General features: G+C 56.1%; 16 protein-coding genes and 1 riboswitch. Of the genes, 11 read left to right on the forward strand and 5 right to left on the reverse strand.

The window, feature by feature from the left end; all coding sequences use genetic code 11:
- Positions 1 to 23: 23 nt before the first annotated feature.
- The 5 genes from EF096_RS00305 (at position 24) to EF096_RS00325 (ending at position 4,870) form a co-directional block, all read left to right on the forward strand.
- Complete coding sequence (locus tag EF096_RS00305) at positions 24 to 1,148, forward strand: glycosyltransferase (protein WP_123887610.1); 1,125 nt, start codon at positions 24 to 26, stop codon at positions 1,146 to 1,148.
- Between the two features lie 215 nt (positions 1,149 to 1,363).
- Positions 1,364 to 1,729, forward strand: a complete 366-nt coding sequence (tnpA, locus tag EF096_RS00310; protein WP_123887611.1) for an IS66-like element accessory protein TnpA — start codon at positions 1,364 to 1,366, stop codon at positions 1,727 to 1,729.
- A complete protein-coding gene (gene tnpB / locus EF096_RS00315; RefSeq protein ID WP_123887612.1) occupies positions 1,696 to 2,061 on the forward strand; it encodes an IS66 family insertion sequence element accessory protein TnpB in 366 nt (121 codons plus the stop codon). The genes tnpA and tnpB overlap by 34 nt, the downstream gene beginning before the upstream one ends.
- A gap of 74 nt (positions 2,062 to 2,135) precedes the next feature.
- Positions 2,136 to 3,674 (forward strand): IS66 family transposase, encoded by a 1,539-nt coding sequence (gene tnpC, locus EF096_RS00320; RefSeq protein ID WP_123887613.1) that lies wholly within the window; start codon positions 2,136 to 2,138, stop codon positions 3,672 to 3,674.
- A 272-nt stretch (positions 3,675 to 3,946) separates the two neighbouring features.
- The gene (locus tag EF096_RS00325) at positions 3,947 to 4,870 is read left to right on the forward strand and encodes a glycosyltransferase family 2 protein (RefSeq protein WP_123887614.1); all 924 of its coding nucleotides are present in this window, start codon (positions 3,947 to 3,949) and stop codon (positions 4,868 to 4,870) included.
- A 411-nt stretch (positions 4,871 to 5,281) separates the two neighbouring features.
- Here the strand turns inward: EF096_RS00325 and EF096_RS00330 are convergent, their stop codons facing one another.
- A complete protein-coding gene (locus tag EF096_RS00330) occupies positions 5,282 to 5,872 on the reverse strand; it encodes a lipopolysaccharide kinase InaA family protein (protein WP_123887615.1) in 591 nt (196 codons plus the stop codon).
- Between the two features lie 108 nt (positions 5,873 to 5,980).
- Here EF096_RS00330 and msbA point away from each other — a divergent pair, with 108 nt between their 5' ends.
- Together msbA and hldE are read left to right on the forward strand one after the other, a co-directional pair.
- Positions 5,981 to 7,762, forward strand: coding sequence for a lipid A export permease/ATP-binding protein MsbA (msbA, locus tag EF096_RS00335; RefSeq protein ID WP_123887616.1), 1,782 nt, complete (start codon positions 5,981 to 5,983; stop codon positions 7,760 to 7,762).
- A 49-nt stretch (positions 7,763 to 7,811) separates the two neighbouring features.
- Complete coding sequence (gene hldE / locus EF096_RS00340; RefSeq protein WP_123887617.1) at positions 7,812 to 9,242, forward strand: bifunctional D-glycero-beta-D-manno-heptose-7-phosphate kinase/D-glycero-beta-D-manno-heptose 1-phosphate adenylyltransferase HldE; 1,431 nt, start codon at positions 7,812 to 7,814, stop codon at positions 9,240 to 9,242.
- Positions 9,243 to 9,261: 19 nt separating this feature from the next.
- Here hldE and EF096_RS00345 read toward each other — a convergent pair whose 3' ends face one another.
- From EF096_RS00345 to EF096_RS00355, 3 genes are read right to left on the reverse strand one after another with little or no spacing between them, the layout of a single operon-like run.
- Entirely contained in the window at positions 9,262 to 10,137 is an 876-nt protein-coding gene (locus EF096_RS00345; RefSeq protein ID WP_123887618.1) for a metal ABC transporter ATPase, read from the reverse strand.
- Positions 10,138 to 10,140: 3 nt separating this feature from the next.
- A complete protein-coding gene (locus tag EF096_RS00350; RefSeq protein WP_123887619.1) occupies positions 10,141 to 10,941 on the reverse strand; it encodes an aldo/keto reductase in 801 nt (266 codons plus the stop codon).
- On the reverse strand, positions 10,938 to 12,116 hold the full coding sequence (locus EF096_RS00355) for an NAD(P)/FAD-dependent oxidoreductase (RefSeq protein WP_123887620.1): 1,179 nt from the start codon (positions 12,114 to 12,116) through the stop codon (positions 10,938 to 10,940). The genes EF096_RS00350 and EF096_RS00355 overlap by 4 nt, the downstream gene beginning before the upstream one ends.
- 164 nt (positions 12,117 to 12,280) lie before the next feature.
- Here EF096_RS00355 and waaA point away from each other — a divergent pair, with 164 nt between their 5' ends.
- Complete coding sequence (gene waaA / locus EF096_RS00360) at positions 12,281 to 13,537, forward strand: lipid IV(A) 3-deoxy-D-manno-octulosonic acid transferase (protein WP_123887621.1); 1,257 nt, start codon at positions 12,281 to 12,283, stop codon at positions 13,535 to 13,537.
- 80 nt (positions 13,538 to 13,617) lie between these two features.
- Here waaA and EF096_RS00365 read toward each other — a convergent pair whose 3' ends face one another.
- Positions 13,618 to 15,054, reverse strand: a complete 1,437-nt coding sequence (locus EF096_RS00365; RefSeq protein WP_123887622.1) for a TolC family outer membrane protein — start codon at positions 15,052 to 15,054, stop codon at positions 13,618 to 13,620.
- Positions 15,055 to 15,272: 218 nt separating this feature from the next.
- Positions 15,273 to 15,372: riboswitch (TPP riboswitch) on the forward strand.
- A 75-nt stretch (positions 15,373 to 15,447) separates the two neighbouring features.
- On the opposite strand from EF096_RS00365, the gene thiC reads away from it, so the two are divergent.
- The 3 genes from thiC (at position 15,448) to EF096_RS00380 (ending at position 18,581) form a co-directional block, all read left to right on the forward strand.
- On the forward strand, positions 15,448 to 17,331 hold the full coding sequence (gene thiC / locus EF096_RS00370; protein ID WP_123887623.1) for a phosphomethylpyrimidine synthase ThiC: 1,884 nt from the start codon (positions 15,448 to 15,450) through the stop codon (positions 17,329 to 17,331).
- 180 nt (positions 17,332 to 17,511) lie between these two features.
- A complete protein-coding gene (locus tag EF096_RS00375; RefSeq protein WP_372237833.1) occupies positions 17,512 to 18,129 on the forward strand; it encodes an NUDIX domain-containing protein in 618 nt (205 codons plus the stop codon).
- On the forward strand, positions 18,126 to 18,581 hold the full coding sequence (locus tag EF096_RS00380; protein ID WP_123887625.1) for a DUF1249 domain-containing protein: 456 nt from the start codon (positions 18,126 to 18,128) through the stop codon (positions 18,579 to 18,581). Before EF096_RS00375 ends, EF096_RS00380 begins: the two co-directional genes overlap by 4 nt.
- Positions 18,582 to 18,636: the final 55 nt, after the last annotated feature.

Genomic DNA, 18,636 nt, shown 5'->3' on the forward strand with positions numbered 1-18,636 from the left:
GAAGATATTTTGGTGCTTAAAAAATGAGTGTGGTTGGCAAGGCCCGGCACGTGCTCCAGGTCTGTCATGGGTATGACGGACCTTTTCTCGATTGCGCCCGCCAATATGCTGCGCTTTTTGACGGAACCGACTATCAGGTTACCACGGTCTTTCTGACCGGCAAGGCAGATCCGCAGGTGGCAGAGCAATGCCACAGCGCTGAAGTGATATTCATGGGGTATGGGTCTGCAGACATTCGTCGCTTGAAACTGAAGGCCATTCGCGAGCTTCGTCAGATCGCCCTTAATCACAATTTTAGTTTCTGCATTGCCCACCGCTCCAAGCCTACCTACATCGCGCGCTTGGCAACTGACTTGGCGGTTATCGGTGTGTACCATGCCTTTGGTGACTTTCAGCGCCCTAGTCGACGACTTTTTGCGCGCGCGTTCCATAAGCGTCTGCATTTATTGGCTGTTTCTGATGCGGTGCGTGAAGATATCCGCCGTTGCCTGCCTGGTTGGCCTGTCGAGCGTATTCAGACGCTGCATAACCGGATCAATGTTGCTGCTGTCTGCAGCGATCAAATCGAGCGCAGCGAGGCGCGCGCAGCTTTGAATCTGGCAGAAGATGCCTGGGTCGTCGGCAATGTTGGAAGGCTGCATCCCGACAAGGATCAGGCTACGCTACTCAAAGGCTTCGCAAGAGCGCTGCCAGACCTGCCTGCTGAGGCGCTGCTAGTGATCCTGGGTACCGGTCGGCTGGAAGCAAAGCTTAAGAGCTTGTCAGAGACATTGGGCATCGCTGATCGAGTGCTGTTTAAAGGCCAAGTGCCGCATGCTCGTCGTTACTTCAAGGCATTCGATGTGTTTGCGCTAACCTCTGACCATGAGCCCTTTGGCATGGTTTTGCTGGAAGCGATGGCGGCAGGTAACAAGCTGATTTGCAGTGATTGTGGGGGCGGCCCTGAGGTGGTTGGTAGTACTGGTCATTTTTTTCCTCTGGGTGACGAGGCTGCGCTTTCACAGGTTTTGCTGCAGTGCTACAGCGCCAGTGATGATCAGGCCAGTCGCTTGGTTGAGCAAACCCGCGAGCGTCTTGCCGCGCTGTTTTCTGATGTGTCTGCGCAACAGCAGTTCTGGGCGCTGCCCATGATGGCCGCCTATAAATAGAGTGTTTAAGCATATGGCGACTACCAAAAGCGCTGGAGCAACCAGTATTCGCTTCGTCATACCTAACGTTGGCTACGGGCCGTTCTGGATGGTTTTATCCTGCAAAACCTGCCATACAACGTAACCTTTATTAGTAAGCGTCCGGCCATCCCGTCTTGAGCTCGTCGCCGCTGACGTCAGGATAGTGTCCACTTATTTTCTAGTGGACACTTATCATGAATACCCTAAGCGTACCCAAGCCCTATCAGAAACGCCGTCGCCACTCCCCAGAATTCAAAGCCCGCATTATCGCCACCTGCCACGAACCAGGTGCCTCCGTCTCACGCATTGCGCTGGATAACGGCCTAAACGCCAATCTGGTGCGGCGCTGGATCAATGAATCGCGACGAACAGATACTGCGCTCACTACAGTGCCAGCCTTCGTTCCGATTGAACTGCCAGCCCGGCCGACTACTGCAAGCAGTGACCTGCCCAGAAGTATCCGTATCGAGATACCCCACGCCGGTGGCGCTGTCGTCGTGGAGTGGCCTGCCGACCAGGCTAATCAATGCGCCGCCTTGTTGCGCGACCTGCTGCGATGATCCGAATCGACCAGATCTGGCTGGCGACCGAGCCGCTGGATATGCGCGCTGGCGCTGATAAGGCACTAGCTCGTGTCATTCAGGTCTTCGGTTCTGCCAGACCCCACTGTGCGTATTTGTTTGCCAACAAACGGGGCAACCGGATGAAGGTCCTGGTGCACGACGGCCTAGGCATCTGGTTATGCTCCAGGCGGCTCAATCGAGGCAAGTTCCACTGGGCTGAAGTCTGGCGAGGGGACAGCGTTAATCTCTCGGACGAGCAATTGATCGCACTCGCGCAGGGGCTGCCCTGGCAGCGTCTGGGCGAGGCCGGAGTCATCTCGGTGCTGTAATCATATTCTGCGGCTGCGGGCCATAACCCGAAGGGCGGATCCACAACTGGGCACGGCGTTGGCATACTAACGCTATGACTCAGCAGCCCGACATCAACCAGCTCTCCGCCACCCAGCTCCGCGTCCTGGCCGCTGAGCTGATGGCCTCGCTGGAAGTTAAAGACCGGGCGCTGGTGCACAGCAATGCCCTGAACGACAAGCTGACCCAAGAACTGGCCATCCTCAAGCGTCACAAGTTTGCCCGGCGTAGCGAACAGCTCAATACGGCGCAGGGCTTGCTGCTTGACGAGCTGGTCGATAGTGATCTGGCCGCCATTGAGGCTGAGTTGGAGCAGGCCATGTCTGCTACCGAGCAAACAGCCAAGCCCAAGCAAAAACCCAAAAGAAGCCCGTTGCCGCGTGAGTTGCCACGCACCCTGATCCACCATGAGCCGGATAATACGCAGTGCCGCTGTGGCTGCCAGCTCAAGCGCATCGACGAAGACGTCAGTGAAAAACTGGATTACGTACCCGGCGAGTTCACCGTAGAGCGCCATATCCGTGGCAAGTGGGCCTGCGATCACTGCGAGACCTTGATCCAGGCGCCTGTTCCGGCGCAGATCATCGACAAGGGCATCCCCACGACAGGCCTGCTGGCTCAGGTACTGGTCGCCAAGTACGCCGATCATCTGCCGCTTTACCGCCAGGAACGTATCTTCGGTCGTGCCGGTCTCGAAATCCCGCGTTCCACCCTGGCTGAATGGGTAGGTGCCTGCGGCGTCCAGCTGCAACCGCTAGTGGATGCGCTACGCCGTGAGTTGCTGACACATCCGGTGCTGCATGCCGATGAAACCCCGGTCAGCATGTTGGCCCCAGGCAAGAAGAAGACGCATAAGGCCTACGTCTGGGCCTACTGCTCCACACCGTTCTCGGAATTGAAAGCCACCGTTTATGACTTCGCTCCGAGCCGCGCCGGCGAACACGCTCGGGCCTTCCTGGCTGACTGGCAAGGCAAGCTGGTCTGTGATGATTACTCTGGCTACAAAGCCGGGTTCGGCAAGGGTATCGTAGAAATCGGCTGCATGGCGCATGCCCGCCGTAAGTTCTATGACCTGCACAAGGCCAACCAGAGCACCCTGGCTGCTCAGGCTCTAGAGTACATCGGCAAACTCTACGAGGTAGAGCGACAAGCCAAGGATTTACCACCAGACAAACGTCAGGCCATCCGGGAGGCCAAAAGCCGCCCCCTATCTGATGCCTTGCATCACTGGATGATCGCACATCGAACCAAAGTGCCGGATGGCTCCGGCACCGCCAGAGCATTGGATTACAGCCTGGAACGTTGGGAAGCGCTGACGCGCTACCTCGATGACGGCAGCGTTCCAATCGACAACAACCGGGTGGAAAACCAGATCCGTCCCTGGGCGTTAGGTCGCGCCAACTGGCTGTTCGCTGGATCGCTGCGCAGTGGTCAACGTGCTGCTGCCATCATGAGCTTGATCCAGTCAGCCAAGCTCAATGACCATGATCCCTATGCCTACCTGAAAGATGTGCTGACCCGACTGCCAACGCAGAAGAACAACGCCATCGACGAGCTACTGCCGCACAATTGGAAGCCTGCTATCAAGGTGTGATCGCCGGACGCTTACCTTTATTAAGATTTCCTATTTAGAGTATTGCGTCCTGGTGTTAGAGCGCTTGGGTGTCGATTTTTCGCTGGTCAACTCATATAAGCTTTGTGACATAAAGCCAGCCTCTGGATATATCCATGCTGATAACCTAGGCGGTCATGAAGTCCCGGCGTCTAGCCAGCAGTCAGTTGGGCGATATCGAGCTACCCTATCTGTATTTTCCGGTTTGGAAAATTAACACTGGCAAGGCGTCCCTGCTGGAGTAAGCACACCGAATGATAACCAAGTCTTTAAGCGAATATCCGTTAGTCTCTGTCATTGTGCCTTGCTACAACTATGCGGGGTATGTTGATGAAACATTGCGCAGCGTGCTGTCGCAGGACTACCCGAATTTTGAATTGATCGTGGTGGATGACGGCTCTACCGATAACAGCGTTCAGGTTATCGAGCGCACACTGGCCGCTAACCAAGATGGGCTTGCACAGCGTGTGGAGTTTATACGCCAGGAAAATGCAGGTGTTAGTGCGGCCCTGAATACGGGGCTGGCCCAGGCGAGAGGAGATTTCATAGCGACATTCGATGCAGACGACATCATGCCGCCACATCGCCTCTCAGTGCAGATGGCCTATCTACGTGAGCACCCGGAAGTCGGGTGCCTGGGTGGTGTCGCGGTGCGTATCGATGAGCAGGGTGAGCTACTCCCTAAAAAGGACAAGAAGCGATCTGTGCGTCGCTATGACTTTTCACAGGCTCTTTCGGCTGCCTTAGTGGTAGGCGGCAACATCGCAGTCTACCGGCGAGATGCAGTTGACATGGCAGGACGTTATGATGCAGCAATCAAGATTCAAGACTTTCAAATGACCCTGAAAGTCGCCAAGGCCGGATTCTTTGTCGATATTTTGCCGGACACTGTGACGCTGTACCGCAAGCACGAAGGCAGTTTGTCAAAAAATTATAAAGCGGAGTACCGTTACGGCTTGGACGTAATAGCGCCTTACGCCGAGCACCCCCAGTACGAATCTGCTAAAGCGCGACTTGTCACCAAGGCGTTGCGCATGGCTGTTATCTACGATAAATCATATGGCTGGAAGCTGCTCAGGCAGGTGCCGCTGCGACAGTGGGATAAGCAGCTTCTCAAGCGGCTTAGGCATTTGATTTTAAAAAAAGAAATATCCGCACCGCCAGAGACACTTAAGTAGCATGTTGTTTTAAAGTCGAACTATTAAAAACAGGTCGTTCAGCTTGGAAAACGGTTCTTCCTAGCCACGGTTGGCGTGAGGGCGAGGTTTACTGTGAGCGCTGGCTGATCAATATGGTGGGTCGACCTGTGACAAACCAGGTGCTGCCTGTCTCTGGATACTGGTAAGCGAGTTTCGTGACAAGCACGATCGTTTTCGCTGGGGCCTATTCCACTCGGGAGCACATACCGGCAGTTGGTATTGCTTTGCTCAGCGATATTGTCGCGCTCGCCCTGCGCCCCGGCCTGCACTCTTGACGCTGGACTGCGAAAAACGTCAGGCGCTACTGTGCAATTGAGCAGCCTGATTGGAGTAAGTATTTGCTGGCTATTTTGCAACCTGGCTTCGCTTTAGAGCTCAACTTGACGTGCGTTAATGCGCAGAAAATAGCTGCTTCATCTCAAAACTGACGTTTTTCCAATCTTGCTCATAACGCAGCAGGTGATGATAGTTTCTTGCGCGGAGCCTTTTTGATAATGGGCGGTTGAGGCAGCGCATGTCGGAGATATCAATCAGGCCAAGTTCGCCTTGCGGCGTCAAGATGATGTTGCCCAGGTGCAAAGAGCGGAAATACACTCCCTTGTCGTGCAGCGTATTGATGAAGGTGGCAAGCTCTCTAAGCAGCTCGATCGCACGCGCCTCCTCGCTGTTGCCTAACAGGTGTCGCAGGGTGTCACCTGGTAAAGGGGCGTAGTGGACAACCGAGCGATACGGGCTGCGCATCTGAAACAAGTCGATGACTTGCGGGCAGGGTATGTTTCGTTCACTGAGTGCGGTGGCATTTTGCGCAAACCGCTGAGCGGGCGTAAAGAACACCGTTTTGGAAAACCAGCTTTTCCGTCTGAATAGCTTCAGAAAGCTACCATCGGCCAGCCGCAGAACCTTGACACCATGGGCATCTTGTTCCAGTACGGTGGCACCCAGCCGCATCGCTTCAAATTGGTCCCTGCTGAGTGGCCGCATACTTTTTCCTGATTAAAAACGCCAGTTTATCGCAGATTGCCTTCGGGTGCTGTGTCGCCTTTGAGCTGTGATAGACTCGCCGCTTGATCCTTCACCCGTGAAAATTTCATGTCGAACGCTCAGAAAGAATCATTCATGCGCTCCAGCATACGCATTTACCTGCGGCTGCTCGGTTACGTGAAACCCTATTGGGTACCTTTTGCCATCAGCATCTTTGGTTTTGTGATTTTTGCCTCCAGTCAGCCTGCGATGGCCTGGGTGCTTAAGTATTTTGTTGACGGCCTCAATAGTGGTGGTGACGCCCTGTTTTTCGGTGTGCCAATGATTTGGGGGTTTCCGCTATTTATTATTGCGGTGGCTACCTACCAAGGTATTGGCTCCTTTTTAGGTAATTACTATATCGCCAAGGTATCGCTCGGTGTGGTGCATGATCTGCGTACTGCGCTGTTCAATAACTTTCTGACATTGCCCAACCGGTACTTTGATAACCACAGCTCAGGGCACTTGGTCTCTCGTGTCACCTTTAATGTGACCATGGTGACCGGCGCCGCGACTGACGCGATCAAAGTGATTTTTCGCGAAGGTATGACCGTCATTTTCCTGTTCGGCTACCTGCTCTGGATGAACTGGCGGTTGACGCTGGTGCTGATTGCCATCCTGCCGGTGATTGCCGTTATGGTGAACAGTACCAGCAAGAAATTCCGTAGCCAAAGCAGAAAAATTCAGACGGCGATGGGTGATGTAACCCATGTGACATCAGAGACTATTCAGGGCTACCGCGTCGTGCGCAGCTTTGGTGGCGAACAGTATGAAACCGAGCGTTTTAACAAGGCCAGCGAGAACAATCGTCAGCGCGGGCTGAAGATGACCCGCACGGGCGCTGTTTATACACCCACCCTGCAGTTGGTAACCTATTCAGCCATGGCTGTGGTGATGTTTCTGGTGCTGTTTTTGCGCGGCGATGCCTCGGTGGGCGACCTCGTTTCCTATATCACCGCAGCGGGCCTGCTACCCAAGCCGATTCGGCAGCTGTCCGAGGTGAGCGCCAATATTCAAAAGGGTATTGCTGCAGCTGAGAGTGTTTTTGAGCAGCTTGATGAAGAACCAGAGCTTGATCAGGGCACGCTGGAGCGCGATCGAGTCAGCGGCCAACTTGATATCAAGGGGTTGAGTTTCAGGTATCCGGATACTGAGAAGCAGGTTCTTGAGGATATTAATTTTTCCATTGCGCCAGGGCAGATGGTGGCGCTGGTTGGTCGGTCCGGCAGTGGTAAGTCGACGCTGGCCAATCTGATTCCGCGTTTCTATCATCACGACCAGGGCGAAATACTGCTCGACGGCGTGCCTATTGAACAGTATCGCCTGCGTAACCTGCGACACCATATGGCATTGGTCAGCCAACATGTGACGTTATTTAACGACACTATCACCAGCAATATTGCCTATGGTGATCTGGCTGGTGCGCCGATGGAGGCCGTCAAAGCGGCGGCCGAAGCAGCTTACGCCAAGGAGTTTATCGATCAGTTACCGCAAGGGTTCGATACCCTGGTAGGTGAGAACGGCGTGTTGTTATCGGGCGGGCAACGCCAGCGTCTGGCCATTGCACGAGCGCTGCTGAAGGATGCGCCGGTATTGATCCTTGATGAGGCTACCTCGGCGCTGGATACCGAGTCAGAGCGGCACATTCAGGCCGCGCTGGATCGTGTGATGCAGGGGCGTACGACGCTGGTGATCGCTCACCGCCTATCGACCATCGAGAAAGCCGATATTATTCTGGTGATGGATCAGGGCAAGATTGTTGAGCGCGGCTCGCATGCCGAGTTGATGGCTCAGAATGGGTACTATGCCCGCTTGCACAGTATGCAGTTTGAAGAAGAAAGCCACGGCTAATATGCAACCTTCCGGCGCGCTGTCGGACCAGAAACAGGTATCAGACAAGATGAAATTGACCATGCCCCGCTTCGACTCCGCCCCGGTACTCGTGGTCGGGGATGTGATGTTGGATCGTTATTGGCATGGGCCTACCCACCGGATCTCACCTGAAGCGCCGGTGCCGGTGGTTAAGGTCGAGCAGATAGAAGATCGCCCCGGTGGCGCGGGCAACGTTGCCTTGAATATCTCAGCGCTTGGCGCTCCTGCCTGGCTAGTCGGTGTAACCGGCAAGGATGAAGCTGCCGAGAGCCTGCAGCAGCGGTTGAACGCCGCAGGCGTTTACTGCGATTTTCAGCAGTGTGAAGGTCAGCCAACCATTACCAAGTTGCGCGTCATGAGTCGCCATCAACAGCTTATTCGGCTGGATTTTGAAGAGCGCTTTGCTACGGACGCAGATGCGTTGCTGGCGTCGGTTTCAGGCTTGCTGGATAAGGCAAAGGTGCTGGTGCTGTCAGACTATGGCAAGGGTGCCCTGGTCAATCATCAGGCGCTGATAAAACTTGCTCGTGAGCGCGGCGTGCCGGTATTAGCTGATCCTAAAGGCAGTGATTTTTCCATCTATCGTGGTGCCAGCCTGATTACGCCCAACCTGGCCGAATTTGAAGCGGTTGTAGGCCGCTGTGGTAGCGAGCAGGAACTGGTCGAGAAGGGTATGGCGCTGATCGCCGAGCTACAGCTGGATGCCTTGCTGGTGACTCGTAGTGAACAGGGGATGACGCTATTACGCAGCGGCGAGCCCGCATTGCACCTCCCGGCGCGTGCGCTTGAAGTGTTTGATGTGACGGGCGCTGGTGATACCGTTATTTCCACCTTGGCTGCGGCACTAGCGGCTGGTGAGAGCTTGCCAAATGCGGTTGGGCTGTCAAACATTGCTGCCGGTATCGTTATAGGCAAGCTGGGTACGGCGGCTATTAGCGCGCCTGAGTTGCGTCGTGCGGTTCAGCGCGAGCAGGGCAGCGAGCGCGGTGTGGTTGGTGTAGAGCAGCTGCTGCAGGCGCTGGAAGATGCTCGTGCCCATGGTGAACGCATCGTGTTTACCAACGGCTGCTTTGATATTATTCACGCCGGTCACGTTGGTTACCTGGAAGAAGCGCGCAGTCAGGGCGATAGACTCATAGTCGCGATCAACGATGATGCCTCCGTTACGCGTTTGAAAGGTCCGGGGCGTCCCATCAATAGCGTCGAGCGACGTATGACGGTGTTGGCTGGCTTGGGCGCTGTCGACTGGGTTATCAGTTTTGCGGAAGATACACCAGAGCGTTTGCTGGAGCAGGTCAAGCCGGATGTGCTGGTGAAGGGCGGCGACTATAGTGTGGGTCAGGTCGTGGGTGCGCCTATTGTTCAGGCATACGGCGGGGAAGTTAAGGTGCTTAACTTTGTCGACAGCTGCTCAACGACAGCAATAGTGGAAAAAATCCGCGAGCGTGATCAGCACTGAATATGCCTGGGGGAGGGGGTCAGCGCTCGCCGAGACCCTCCTGCCAGCTGCAATTCTGGGCGTTCACTATCCATCCGTGCTGAGGTGCAAAGGCCTCACTCAGTAGCATTTCTTGACTGTCCTGCTCGATTAACTTTCCGCGTAACAGAATGAACAGTTTGCCTGTTGCCTTGCCGTCCCGGTGTTCGGCCAGAAACAGCTCTGGGCGTTCGTAGTCCATTTGCGCGACCAGCTCGCCACTGTCTTCATCAAGAAACTCATCGGTATGCAGCAGCGACAGTCGTTTGGCCGACTGCGGCAGTGCCAGGCGCATCTGGTAGACCAGCTGCAGCGAGTTGCTGGGGAGGTGCACGTAGGCTCGCGGACGCTCCAACAGGTTGAGCTCACGGCACAGTACGGGACGACTGGAACCACCGAGTGAACTGAGGCGAAATACCTGCTCCTCGTCCAACGCCAGGCTGTCGGCGTAAGGCGTGGGCAGCCAGGTATCCTGATAGCGGCCTTGTAGCCAACCCGACTCGGTTTCTACCAACAACTCTTCAGCTATTTCGGTCATGGCCGTCAGTAGAGGCACGCGTAACTCATGCGCGGGCACGTAGCCTGACAGTAGTTTGAGTACGTTATCGCCGCGGTCAGGCCGGTCTTGTCGCACTAATAGCTGAAATTGCCGCCCTTGCCATTCCATCTGAATATCGACAGAAACCCCCAGGTTGGCCACTGTCAGCTCAAAGTGCTCTGGGTTCTGCACGGTTATTGGTTGCCTGCGTTCCTGCATCTCAAAAAAGCTCAGGGGATTCCCGGTAGGCGCGTAACGCAGCACTTCTTTGCTGGCCTGTATGTGAATAGCCTGGGTTTTGAATATCACCGGGTTCTTGCGGGCAACGATTAAGGTCATGCGTTACTCCTGTGAGCCAAGTACAGCCAGTGCAGCCTGCACATTCTGTGACAGATGCGCCGGGGTGATGGTGCCGATGATGGCGCTGGTAACTGCATCATGGCCGAGTACTAACTCCAGGCCCTTGCGCACGGGATCTTCACCCGCAACGCAGAGATGGCCGCTAGCTAGCGCCTTTTTGATCAGAATGCCCTTGTTGTGTGACAGGGCAAAGTCCAGTACCGGGCGCTCTGCTTGCTCATTCAGGTTGTAGGTGACCATGGCGCAATCACCCAACTCCAGTGCCCGGATACCGCCCTCAATGGTCTTGCCGGACAGACCAAACGCACGGATGAGACCTTGTTGTTTGAGCTGCTGCAGCGTGGGATAGACTTCACCATCCAGAACTTGCAGGTCATTGCCATCGGAGTGCACCAGAACCAGGTCAAGATAGTCCGTACCTAGCCGCTGCAGAGAGCGCTCAACAGAGCGCTTGGTATGCTGCGCGCTGAAGTCAAAGCTGGACTCGCCGTTGCTGAACTCTTCGCCCACTTTAGTGCAGATCAGCCAGTCCGCTCGCTGACCCGCCAGCAGCGGACCGAGGCGCTCCTCGCTGATGCCGTAGGCTGGCGCGGTATCCAGCAAGTTGATGCCCAAGTCCTGTGCTTGTGCCAGCAGGTTGCGTATTTGCTGATCAGAGGGTAGATCGAAATGACTAGGATATTTCACCCCCTGATTCCGGCCAAACTTGACGGTGCCTAACCCTAGCGGTGAGAGACTCATCCCGGTACTGCCCAGGGTGCGGTAATGCTTGTGCAGACTCATGGGAAGCAGATATCCCACACCGGTGCCGATACTTTTGGTTTGGGTAGCTCGCTAGTGACCGCTGCGGGCTTTTCAGGCTTGATCTGTTGCGCTGCAAGCTGTGCGATGACCTGATCTGCAAGGTTCGGCGCCAAGGCAAGCTTCGTCGGCCAGCTGACCAGTGCATTTGCCACGGGCTGCACGAAGGCCGTGTCCGGGCGCACCAGCCCGCTTTGCGCTGGCTCTGCGCGATTGACCGGCAGTGTGGTCCAGCGAGTGCCTTCCAGCGATACCCAAGGCAATAGCTCACGCAGCTCGCGCTTGGCCTTGTTGATCAGGTCATCTGGCGTCTGGCCAGCGCCTTGTTCGGCCAGCTCGCCACCAAGGTACCAACACCATTGCCCGTCTGCACACGGGTGCGTAGTGACGGTCATGCGTGGCTTTGGGCTGCTGCCCAGGCAGTGCGCATACAGCGGTGGTAGGTCTGGACCTTTTACCAGCACCATTTGCAACGGTCTGCGTTGCATCACAGGTTCTGGGTGTTGCCAGTCGTTTAGCAGGCCTTCAGTCCCTTCTCCGGCACTGAGCACATAGCGTTGAGCTTTGATTGTCTGATGCTGCAGACGCACGCCTTCGATACTGCCGTCGCTGGCACGCTGCAGATGCGGCGCGCTATCGGCTATCAGACTGTCACCCGCTAGATCGGCAAGACGCTGAATGGCGGTCGGCACGTCAATGACCAGCTCAGCCAACTGGTAAACCTTGCCTTTGAAGGCTGCGTTGGAAAATACCTTGGGCAGTTGCTTGCCCTTGACCTGCTCGACGCGGCCACGCAGCGCCTTGCTGGCGAAAAAACCGGCAAGGTTGCTGATGAGGCTGCCCGGCGACCAGAGATAATGGTGCTCGGAGAGCACGCGTACGCCCTGCAGATCCAGCTCGCCGGTTCCCTGCAGGCTCGCTCGCCAGCGCTCAGGCATGCCGGCGATTGCTTCGGCTGCGCTGCTGAGTTTTCCATTCAGAGCGTACTTGGTGCCGCCATGGATGATGCCCTGGGATTTAACGCTCTGGCCACCGCCCAACGCGCCCCGTTCAACCAGCAGTGTGCTGTAGCCTAGTTGGCGTAGACGCGCGTTTAGCCATAGCCCGGCGATACCGCCGCCGAGGATGCAAATATCGGTTTCAAGGGTTGTACTCATGAGCTCCCGGTGCTTTAGTCAAGAAGGCTGGCGGGCCGACAAAAGCGCCTGACAATAAATGTTTGGCGGATTCGGCCCGGCGCGGCAAAGCACTAGTATAGACACTGCCGGGCCCGCGGGTCACATCTGCTACTCTATGTCGCGCTTGATCACAGGAAGAAGCCATGACCCGTACCCTTTACAGTATCTTTTTTACCCTTTGCATCCCGCTGATACTGCTGCGTCTGATTTATCGGGCTTGGCGGGCGCCAGCGTACGCCAGACGCTGGTCCGAGCGGTTTGCTTTAGGCGGTGATGTGCGCCAGGGCGGTATATGGGTGCATGCCGTTTCGGTGGGGGAGAGTATTGCGGCGGCACCTATGGTGCGCGAATTGATGCAGCGTCATCCCGATCTGCCTATCACCATTACGTGTATGACGCCGACCGGTTCAGAGCAGATTCGCAAACTCTTTGGTGGGCAGGTGGGGCATGCTTATCTGCCCTATGACTTGCCCTGGCTGCAGCGTCGGTTGTTGCGCAAACTGAAGCCACGCGTCGGTATTATTATGGAAACTGAGTTGTGGCCTAATCTGGTTGCCGAGTGCGAGCGAGCCCAGGTACCCCTGGTGTTGGCCAACGCGCGACTGTCGGAGCGCTCGGCGAGGGGGTATCAGCGGGTTAGCTGGCTGGTAAAACCGATGTTTGCCGCGCTCGACTGGGTTGCCGTCCAGAGCCAGGCAGAGGCATTGCGTTTCTCATCGCTGGGGGTAGATAAGTCGGCGATGATGGTTACGGGTAGCATCAAGTTCGATTTTCGTCCGTCCGCCGCATTGCTGGCTCAGGCACATGCGCTGCGCAAAAACTGGGGCGAGCGTCCTGTCTGGATTGCCGCCAGTACCCATGCAGGGGAAGACGAACAGGTTCTGCGCGCTCACCAAGTGCTTTTGCAGACGTTGCCAGATGCGCTTTTGATACTGGTGCCGCGCCATCCTGAGCGCTTCGACAGCGTTGCTCGCCAGGTTTCGGACGCAGGCCTGTTGCAGGTTCGGCGTAGTCAGGGCGGTTCGCCGGCGCCAACGGATCAGGTATTGCTCGGCGACACCATGGGGGAGCTGGTCATGCTTTATGCCTGTGCCGATGTCGCCTTTGTTGGCGGTTCTCTAGTGCCCAATGGCGGGCATAATTATCTGGAGCCCGCAGCACTGGGTTTGCCGGTATTGTCTGGCCCGCACCGCTTTAATTTCACCGAAATAAATGACCTGCTACAGGGCGCTGGTGCGCTGCAATTGGTTAATGATTCGCAGGGCATCTCAGAAGCCTTGCTGACGTTGCTGCAGGACTCTAAAGCGCGAAAGCAGGCGGGCGATGCGGGTCTGGCTGTGGTTGCGGCAAACCAGGGTGCGCTTGAGCTGTTGCTGCAGGGGATTGAGCAACGACTCTAAACGGCGGCGTTAGAAGTATCCAACAAAAAAGGCGCCCTCATAACGGCGCCTTTTTTGTTGGATACTGTGTTGCTTTAGGTTCAGAAGGTGGAGCCTGTGCTGCTGTTATCAGTTGACCGACTAGGTGTCTGACGCCCCATGGACATCCGCTCGATTTCTTCTTCGGTTGGTTCGGGGATAAAATCGCGGTCGGGATCGTAGTCCGCAATTAGCCACTTCGACAGCTCTTCAAGATCCTGCGGGCTTAGGGTGCCAGCAGATTGCTTGAGGCTCAAATTGTCGATGATGTAGTTGTAACGCGAGGTATTGTAGTCACGCACGGTACGGAACAGATTACGCTGGGACTCCAGTACGTCGACGACGTTGCGGGTACCGACTTCGTATCCTGTCTGCGTCGCGTCCAGTGCGGCCTTGGCAGAGACAATGGCTTGGCGTCGGGCGTCGATTTCATCAACGCTGGAGGTGACGGTACGGTAAAGGTTGCGGGTGCTTTCTACCACGCGGCGTTTCTGGGCCTCGCTCAATTGTTCAGCCTGAGTCAGGCGGTAGGTCGACTCGCGCACCTGCGAGGTGGTCAGGCCACCGGTAAATAACGGCATCGTCAGTTCTACGCCAAAGCTGGTCAGCGCCGTGTCATTCGCCGACTGGCCCGCACGGGCGATTTCAGCGCCGCCATTGGTGTCGTTGTAACGCACGAAGGCATCGACTACCGGTGCATAACCAGCCTTGCTGCTACGCAGACCATCCTCAGCACTATCAATGGCATAACGTGATGCCAGCAGGTTGAGATTCTGTGTCGATGCGGTCTCGACCCATTGCTGCAGGTTTGCAGGTGAGGGCGGCAATACCGGCAGCTCATGGCTGATGCCATACAGGCTGTCGTAGTCCTGGTTGGTCAGCCGCGTCAGTGCCTGATAGCTGACATCGAGATTGGTCTTCGCGGTCAGTCGTGCTGCCCGCGCAGTATCGTATCCTGCCCGCGCTTCGAGTACGTCGGTGCGCGCCGACAGACCTACATCAAAGCGCTCCTGTGCCTGCTGCATTTGCCGCTCGAAGGCATCCTCTTCAGCCTTGGCAGTCGCGAGGTTGTCGGACGCACGTAATACGTTGAAGTAGGCTTGGGAGACTTCCAGTATGAGATTTTGCTGGGTCGCAGAAAACTCTAGTTCTGCCTGCTGACTCAGGGACTTCGCGGACTGATAGTCGAACCAGCGGTTGGCGCGAAACAGGGGCTGCGTCAGGCTGGCCTGATAGTAGTGAGTGTTATATCTATCGCCGCCGACGCCATCGATATCAATATCTTCTCGCGACGCGCCTGCGCCGATACCGATATTGGGTAGTAGCTGAGATCGCGCCTGTGGCAGGGCCTCCTGACGGGCCCTGGTATCAGCCTGTGCGGCGGCCAGATCGGCGCTATTTAGCAGCGCCTCCTGATAGATGGTCATGAGGTCTGTATTGGCGGCAACATGGCCGGATACGCCAGCGAGCAACAAGGCGGCAAACAAGGGGCGCAGCATGCATGAATCCTTCGCATGGTTGGAATTGTCAACCAAGGCTAAAGAGCTGGTGCCCCACGGTCAAGCAATGCATTGGTAGCCTTTGGGAACAAAGTGTTTTTACTGCACTAACTGGCCGACTTGGCGCTTTTTTTAACCTGTTAGATGAGTTTTGGCTGATTCCGAAAATACTGGAGGGTGTGGCTTGAAGGCGTGCTGACAAGCTTCTAGACTGTGGACAAATCTTGACGGGGTGCTGCCGCCATTGTGGCAGCTGAGATGATACCCGTTGAACCTGAACCGGTTAGTACCGGCGTAGGAATCGAGATATGTGCCTACCGTTCTGCCGTTAATGCGGACGGGCGCGCACGCCTTTTCGGTTCCCTGCACATATCAACGCAGTGGAGCATAACCATGAGCAGTAAGCCTTCTGATACCGCTATCGCCACCTCTGGCTCCGATAGCGCGGCCACCCAGCCTTTTCCCAACTCGCGCAAGATTTACGTTCAAGGCTCGCGCCCCGACATCCGCGTACCGATGCGCGAAATCAGCCTGGCTGATACCCAGACTGATAAGGGTGTTGAGCCAAACGCGCCGGTGCTGGTGTATGACACTTCCGGCCCCTACACCGATCCAAGGGTACAGATTGATTTGCGCGCAGGACTGGCGGACGTGCGCGGCGCCTGGATTGATGCCCGCGGCGACACCGAAGTGCTACCAAGTCTGAGTTCCGAGTTCGGCAGTGCCCGTCTGTCCAATCCAGCATTGGATCACATGCGTTTTGCCCATGTGCGCACCCCGCGCCGCGCGCTGGCAGGACGCAACGTTAGCCAGATGCACTATGCGCGCAAGGGTATTATCACACCCGAGATGGAATACATCGCCATCCGCGAGAATATGAAGTTGGCGCAGGCTCGTGCCGATGGTCTGCTGGCCGATCAGCATCCAGGCCACGGGTTTGGTGCCGCCGTGCCCAAGGAGATAACGCCCGAGTTTGTGCGCGATGAGGTGGCGCGTGGACGCGCCATTATTCCTGCCAATATCAACCACACTGAACTGGAGCCGATGATCATCGGCCGTAATTTTCTGGTGAAGATCAACGGTAATATCGGCAACTCGGCACTAGGCTCCTCCATCGAAGAAGAGGTGGAGAAGATGACCTGGGGTATTCGCTGGGGCTCGGATACGGTGATGGATTTGTCCACGGGTAAAAATATTCACGAGACCCGTGAGTGGATCATCCGCAACTCCCCGGTGCCCATCGGTACGGTCCCCATCTATCAGGCGCTGGAGAAAGTAGATGGAATCGCCGAGAACCTGACGTGGGAAATTTTTCGCGATACCTTGATTGAGCAAGCCGAGCAAGGCGTGGACTACTTCACCATTCATGCTGGAGTGCTGCTGCGTTATGTGCCGATGACGGCTAAAAGGGTGACCGGAATAGTGTCGCGTGGCGGCTCCATTATGGCCAAATGGTGCCTGGCACATCATCAGGAAAACTTCCTTTATACCCACTTCGACGATATCTGCGAGATCATGAAGGCCTATGATGTGTCCTTTTCGCTGGGTGATGGCCTGCGTCCCGGTTCGATCGCCGACGCCAACGATGCAGCGCAATTCGGTGAGCTGGAAACCCTTGGTGAGTTGACCAAAATCGCCTGGAAGCATGACGTGCAATGCATGATCGAAGGTCCAGGGCATGTGCCTATGCAGCTCATCAAGGAAAATATGGACAAGCAACTGGAGTGCTGCGATGAAGCACCTTTTTATACGCTGGGGCCGCTGACCACCGACATCGCTCCCGGTTACGACCATATTACGTCCGGTATTGGCGCGGCGATGATCGGCTGGTTTGGTTGCGCGATGCTCTGTTATGTCACGCCCAAAGAGCATTTGGGGCTACCCAATCGGGATGACGTAAAGACCGGCATCATTACCTATAAAATCGCTGCACACGCAGCCGACTTGGCTAAAGGGCATCCGGGGGCGCAGATTCGTGACAACGCCTTGAGCAAGGCACGCTTCGAATTCCGCTGGGACGATCAGTTTAACCTCGGCCTTGATCCCGATACCGCACGTGCCTTTCATGATGAAACGCTGCCCAAGGACTCGGCTAAGGTGGCGCACTTTTGCTCCATGTGTGGCCCTAAGTTCTGCTCCATGAAAATCACCCAGGAAGTACGCGACTACGCGGCGGCGCAGCGCATTGAAGCAGTTGACCTAGCGGTTGAAGAGGGCATGCAGGCAAAGTCGCAGGAGTTCCGCTCAACCGGTTCACAGCTTTACCAGAAAGTCTGATGCCTTCGCTGCCCAACTAAAAGCGGGCGGCGAAAGCTTGCCGTTACCCCCGCAGGTATGCGAGTTTAGAGGCTTGTTTGCAGGTCAGGGCGGTCTTTGCCCGGCCGACAGCGACAAGATTTCTTTTGTTTACGCATGTTGTGTGTCGGCCAGGCGCTGACCACAACCCTTGGGGGCAACGTGACCGACTTTACCCGTGCCGATGTCGAAGTGCTGGATCGGCAGACCGGTTTCAAGGGCTTTTATCGGCTAGATGTGCTGACCCTGCGCCATCGTTTGTTTAATGGTGGCTGGGGCCCTTCGCTGCGGCGCGAGCTATTTGTGCGCCACGACGCCGTTTGTGTGCTGCCCTATGACCCATGGCTGGATCAGTTGGTACTGATTGAGCAGGTACGGGTGGGCGCTATCGACAAGAGCGAACGACCCTGGATGCTGGAACTGGTTGCTGGCCTTATTGACAAGGATGAAGCGCCCGAACAGGTAGCGCATCGTGAAGCTGAAGAAGAAGCTGGCCTTGCGCTGCTCGATTTGACCCCTATCTGCCGCTATTTCCCTTCCCCCGGGGGGAGCGATGAGCAGGTACACCTTTATCTAGCGAGAGTCGACAGCCGCGGTGCAGGTGGGATTCATGGTCTGGAGGAGGAAGGCGAAGATATTCGCGTTAGTCTCTGGTCACGATCCGACGCCATGCAGGCGCTTGCGGACGGCAGGATCGACAATGCCGCTACTATTATCGCCTTGCAATGGCTGGAGATGAATCTTGCACAGGTACGTGACAACCTGGGGCCTCGTCCATGAACGCCCTGCGCAAACCCCGCTACCGTGTTGACCTGATTGGCTTACAGGCTTTGTGTGAGACCAATTACTGGCGATTGCTCAAGTTAATGCCAGCGATGGCTGAGCAGGATGATCATCGCATCGCGCTTGATGCCGGGGACGGTAGTCAGCAAGCACTTCATATGCGGGTGTTGGAACGCTGTCGTTACACCACAACACTGCTGTTGTCACATGAGCGGCAGCACGATTGGGTAACCCCCCCGAGTATGGAGGTACGTCTGTATCACGATGCGGGGATGGCCGAAGTGGTAGCTGCCTACAACAGCCGTCGTTTTCGAGGGGTCTATCCTTATCCGAATGAACAGATGCTGCAACCCGATGAAAAATATCAGTTAAATCAGTTTCTCGGCGAGTGGTTGGGTTATTGCCAGCGACATGGACAAAGTGCGCAGTCGTTCACTTTTGTGCATTGAGGGGTAGCCAAGTGCTGGAATCTCTGCGCGGCAGACTGCATGATTGAAACTGGGA

This window comes from Pseudomonas neustonica (assembly GCF_003797945.1).
Lineage (GTDB): Bacteria > Pseudomonadota > Gammaproteobacteria > Pseudomonadales > Pseudomonadaceae > Halopseudomonas > Halopseudomonas neustonica.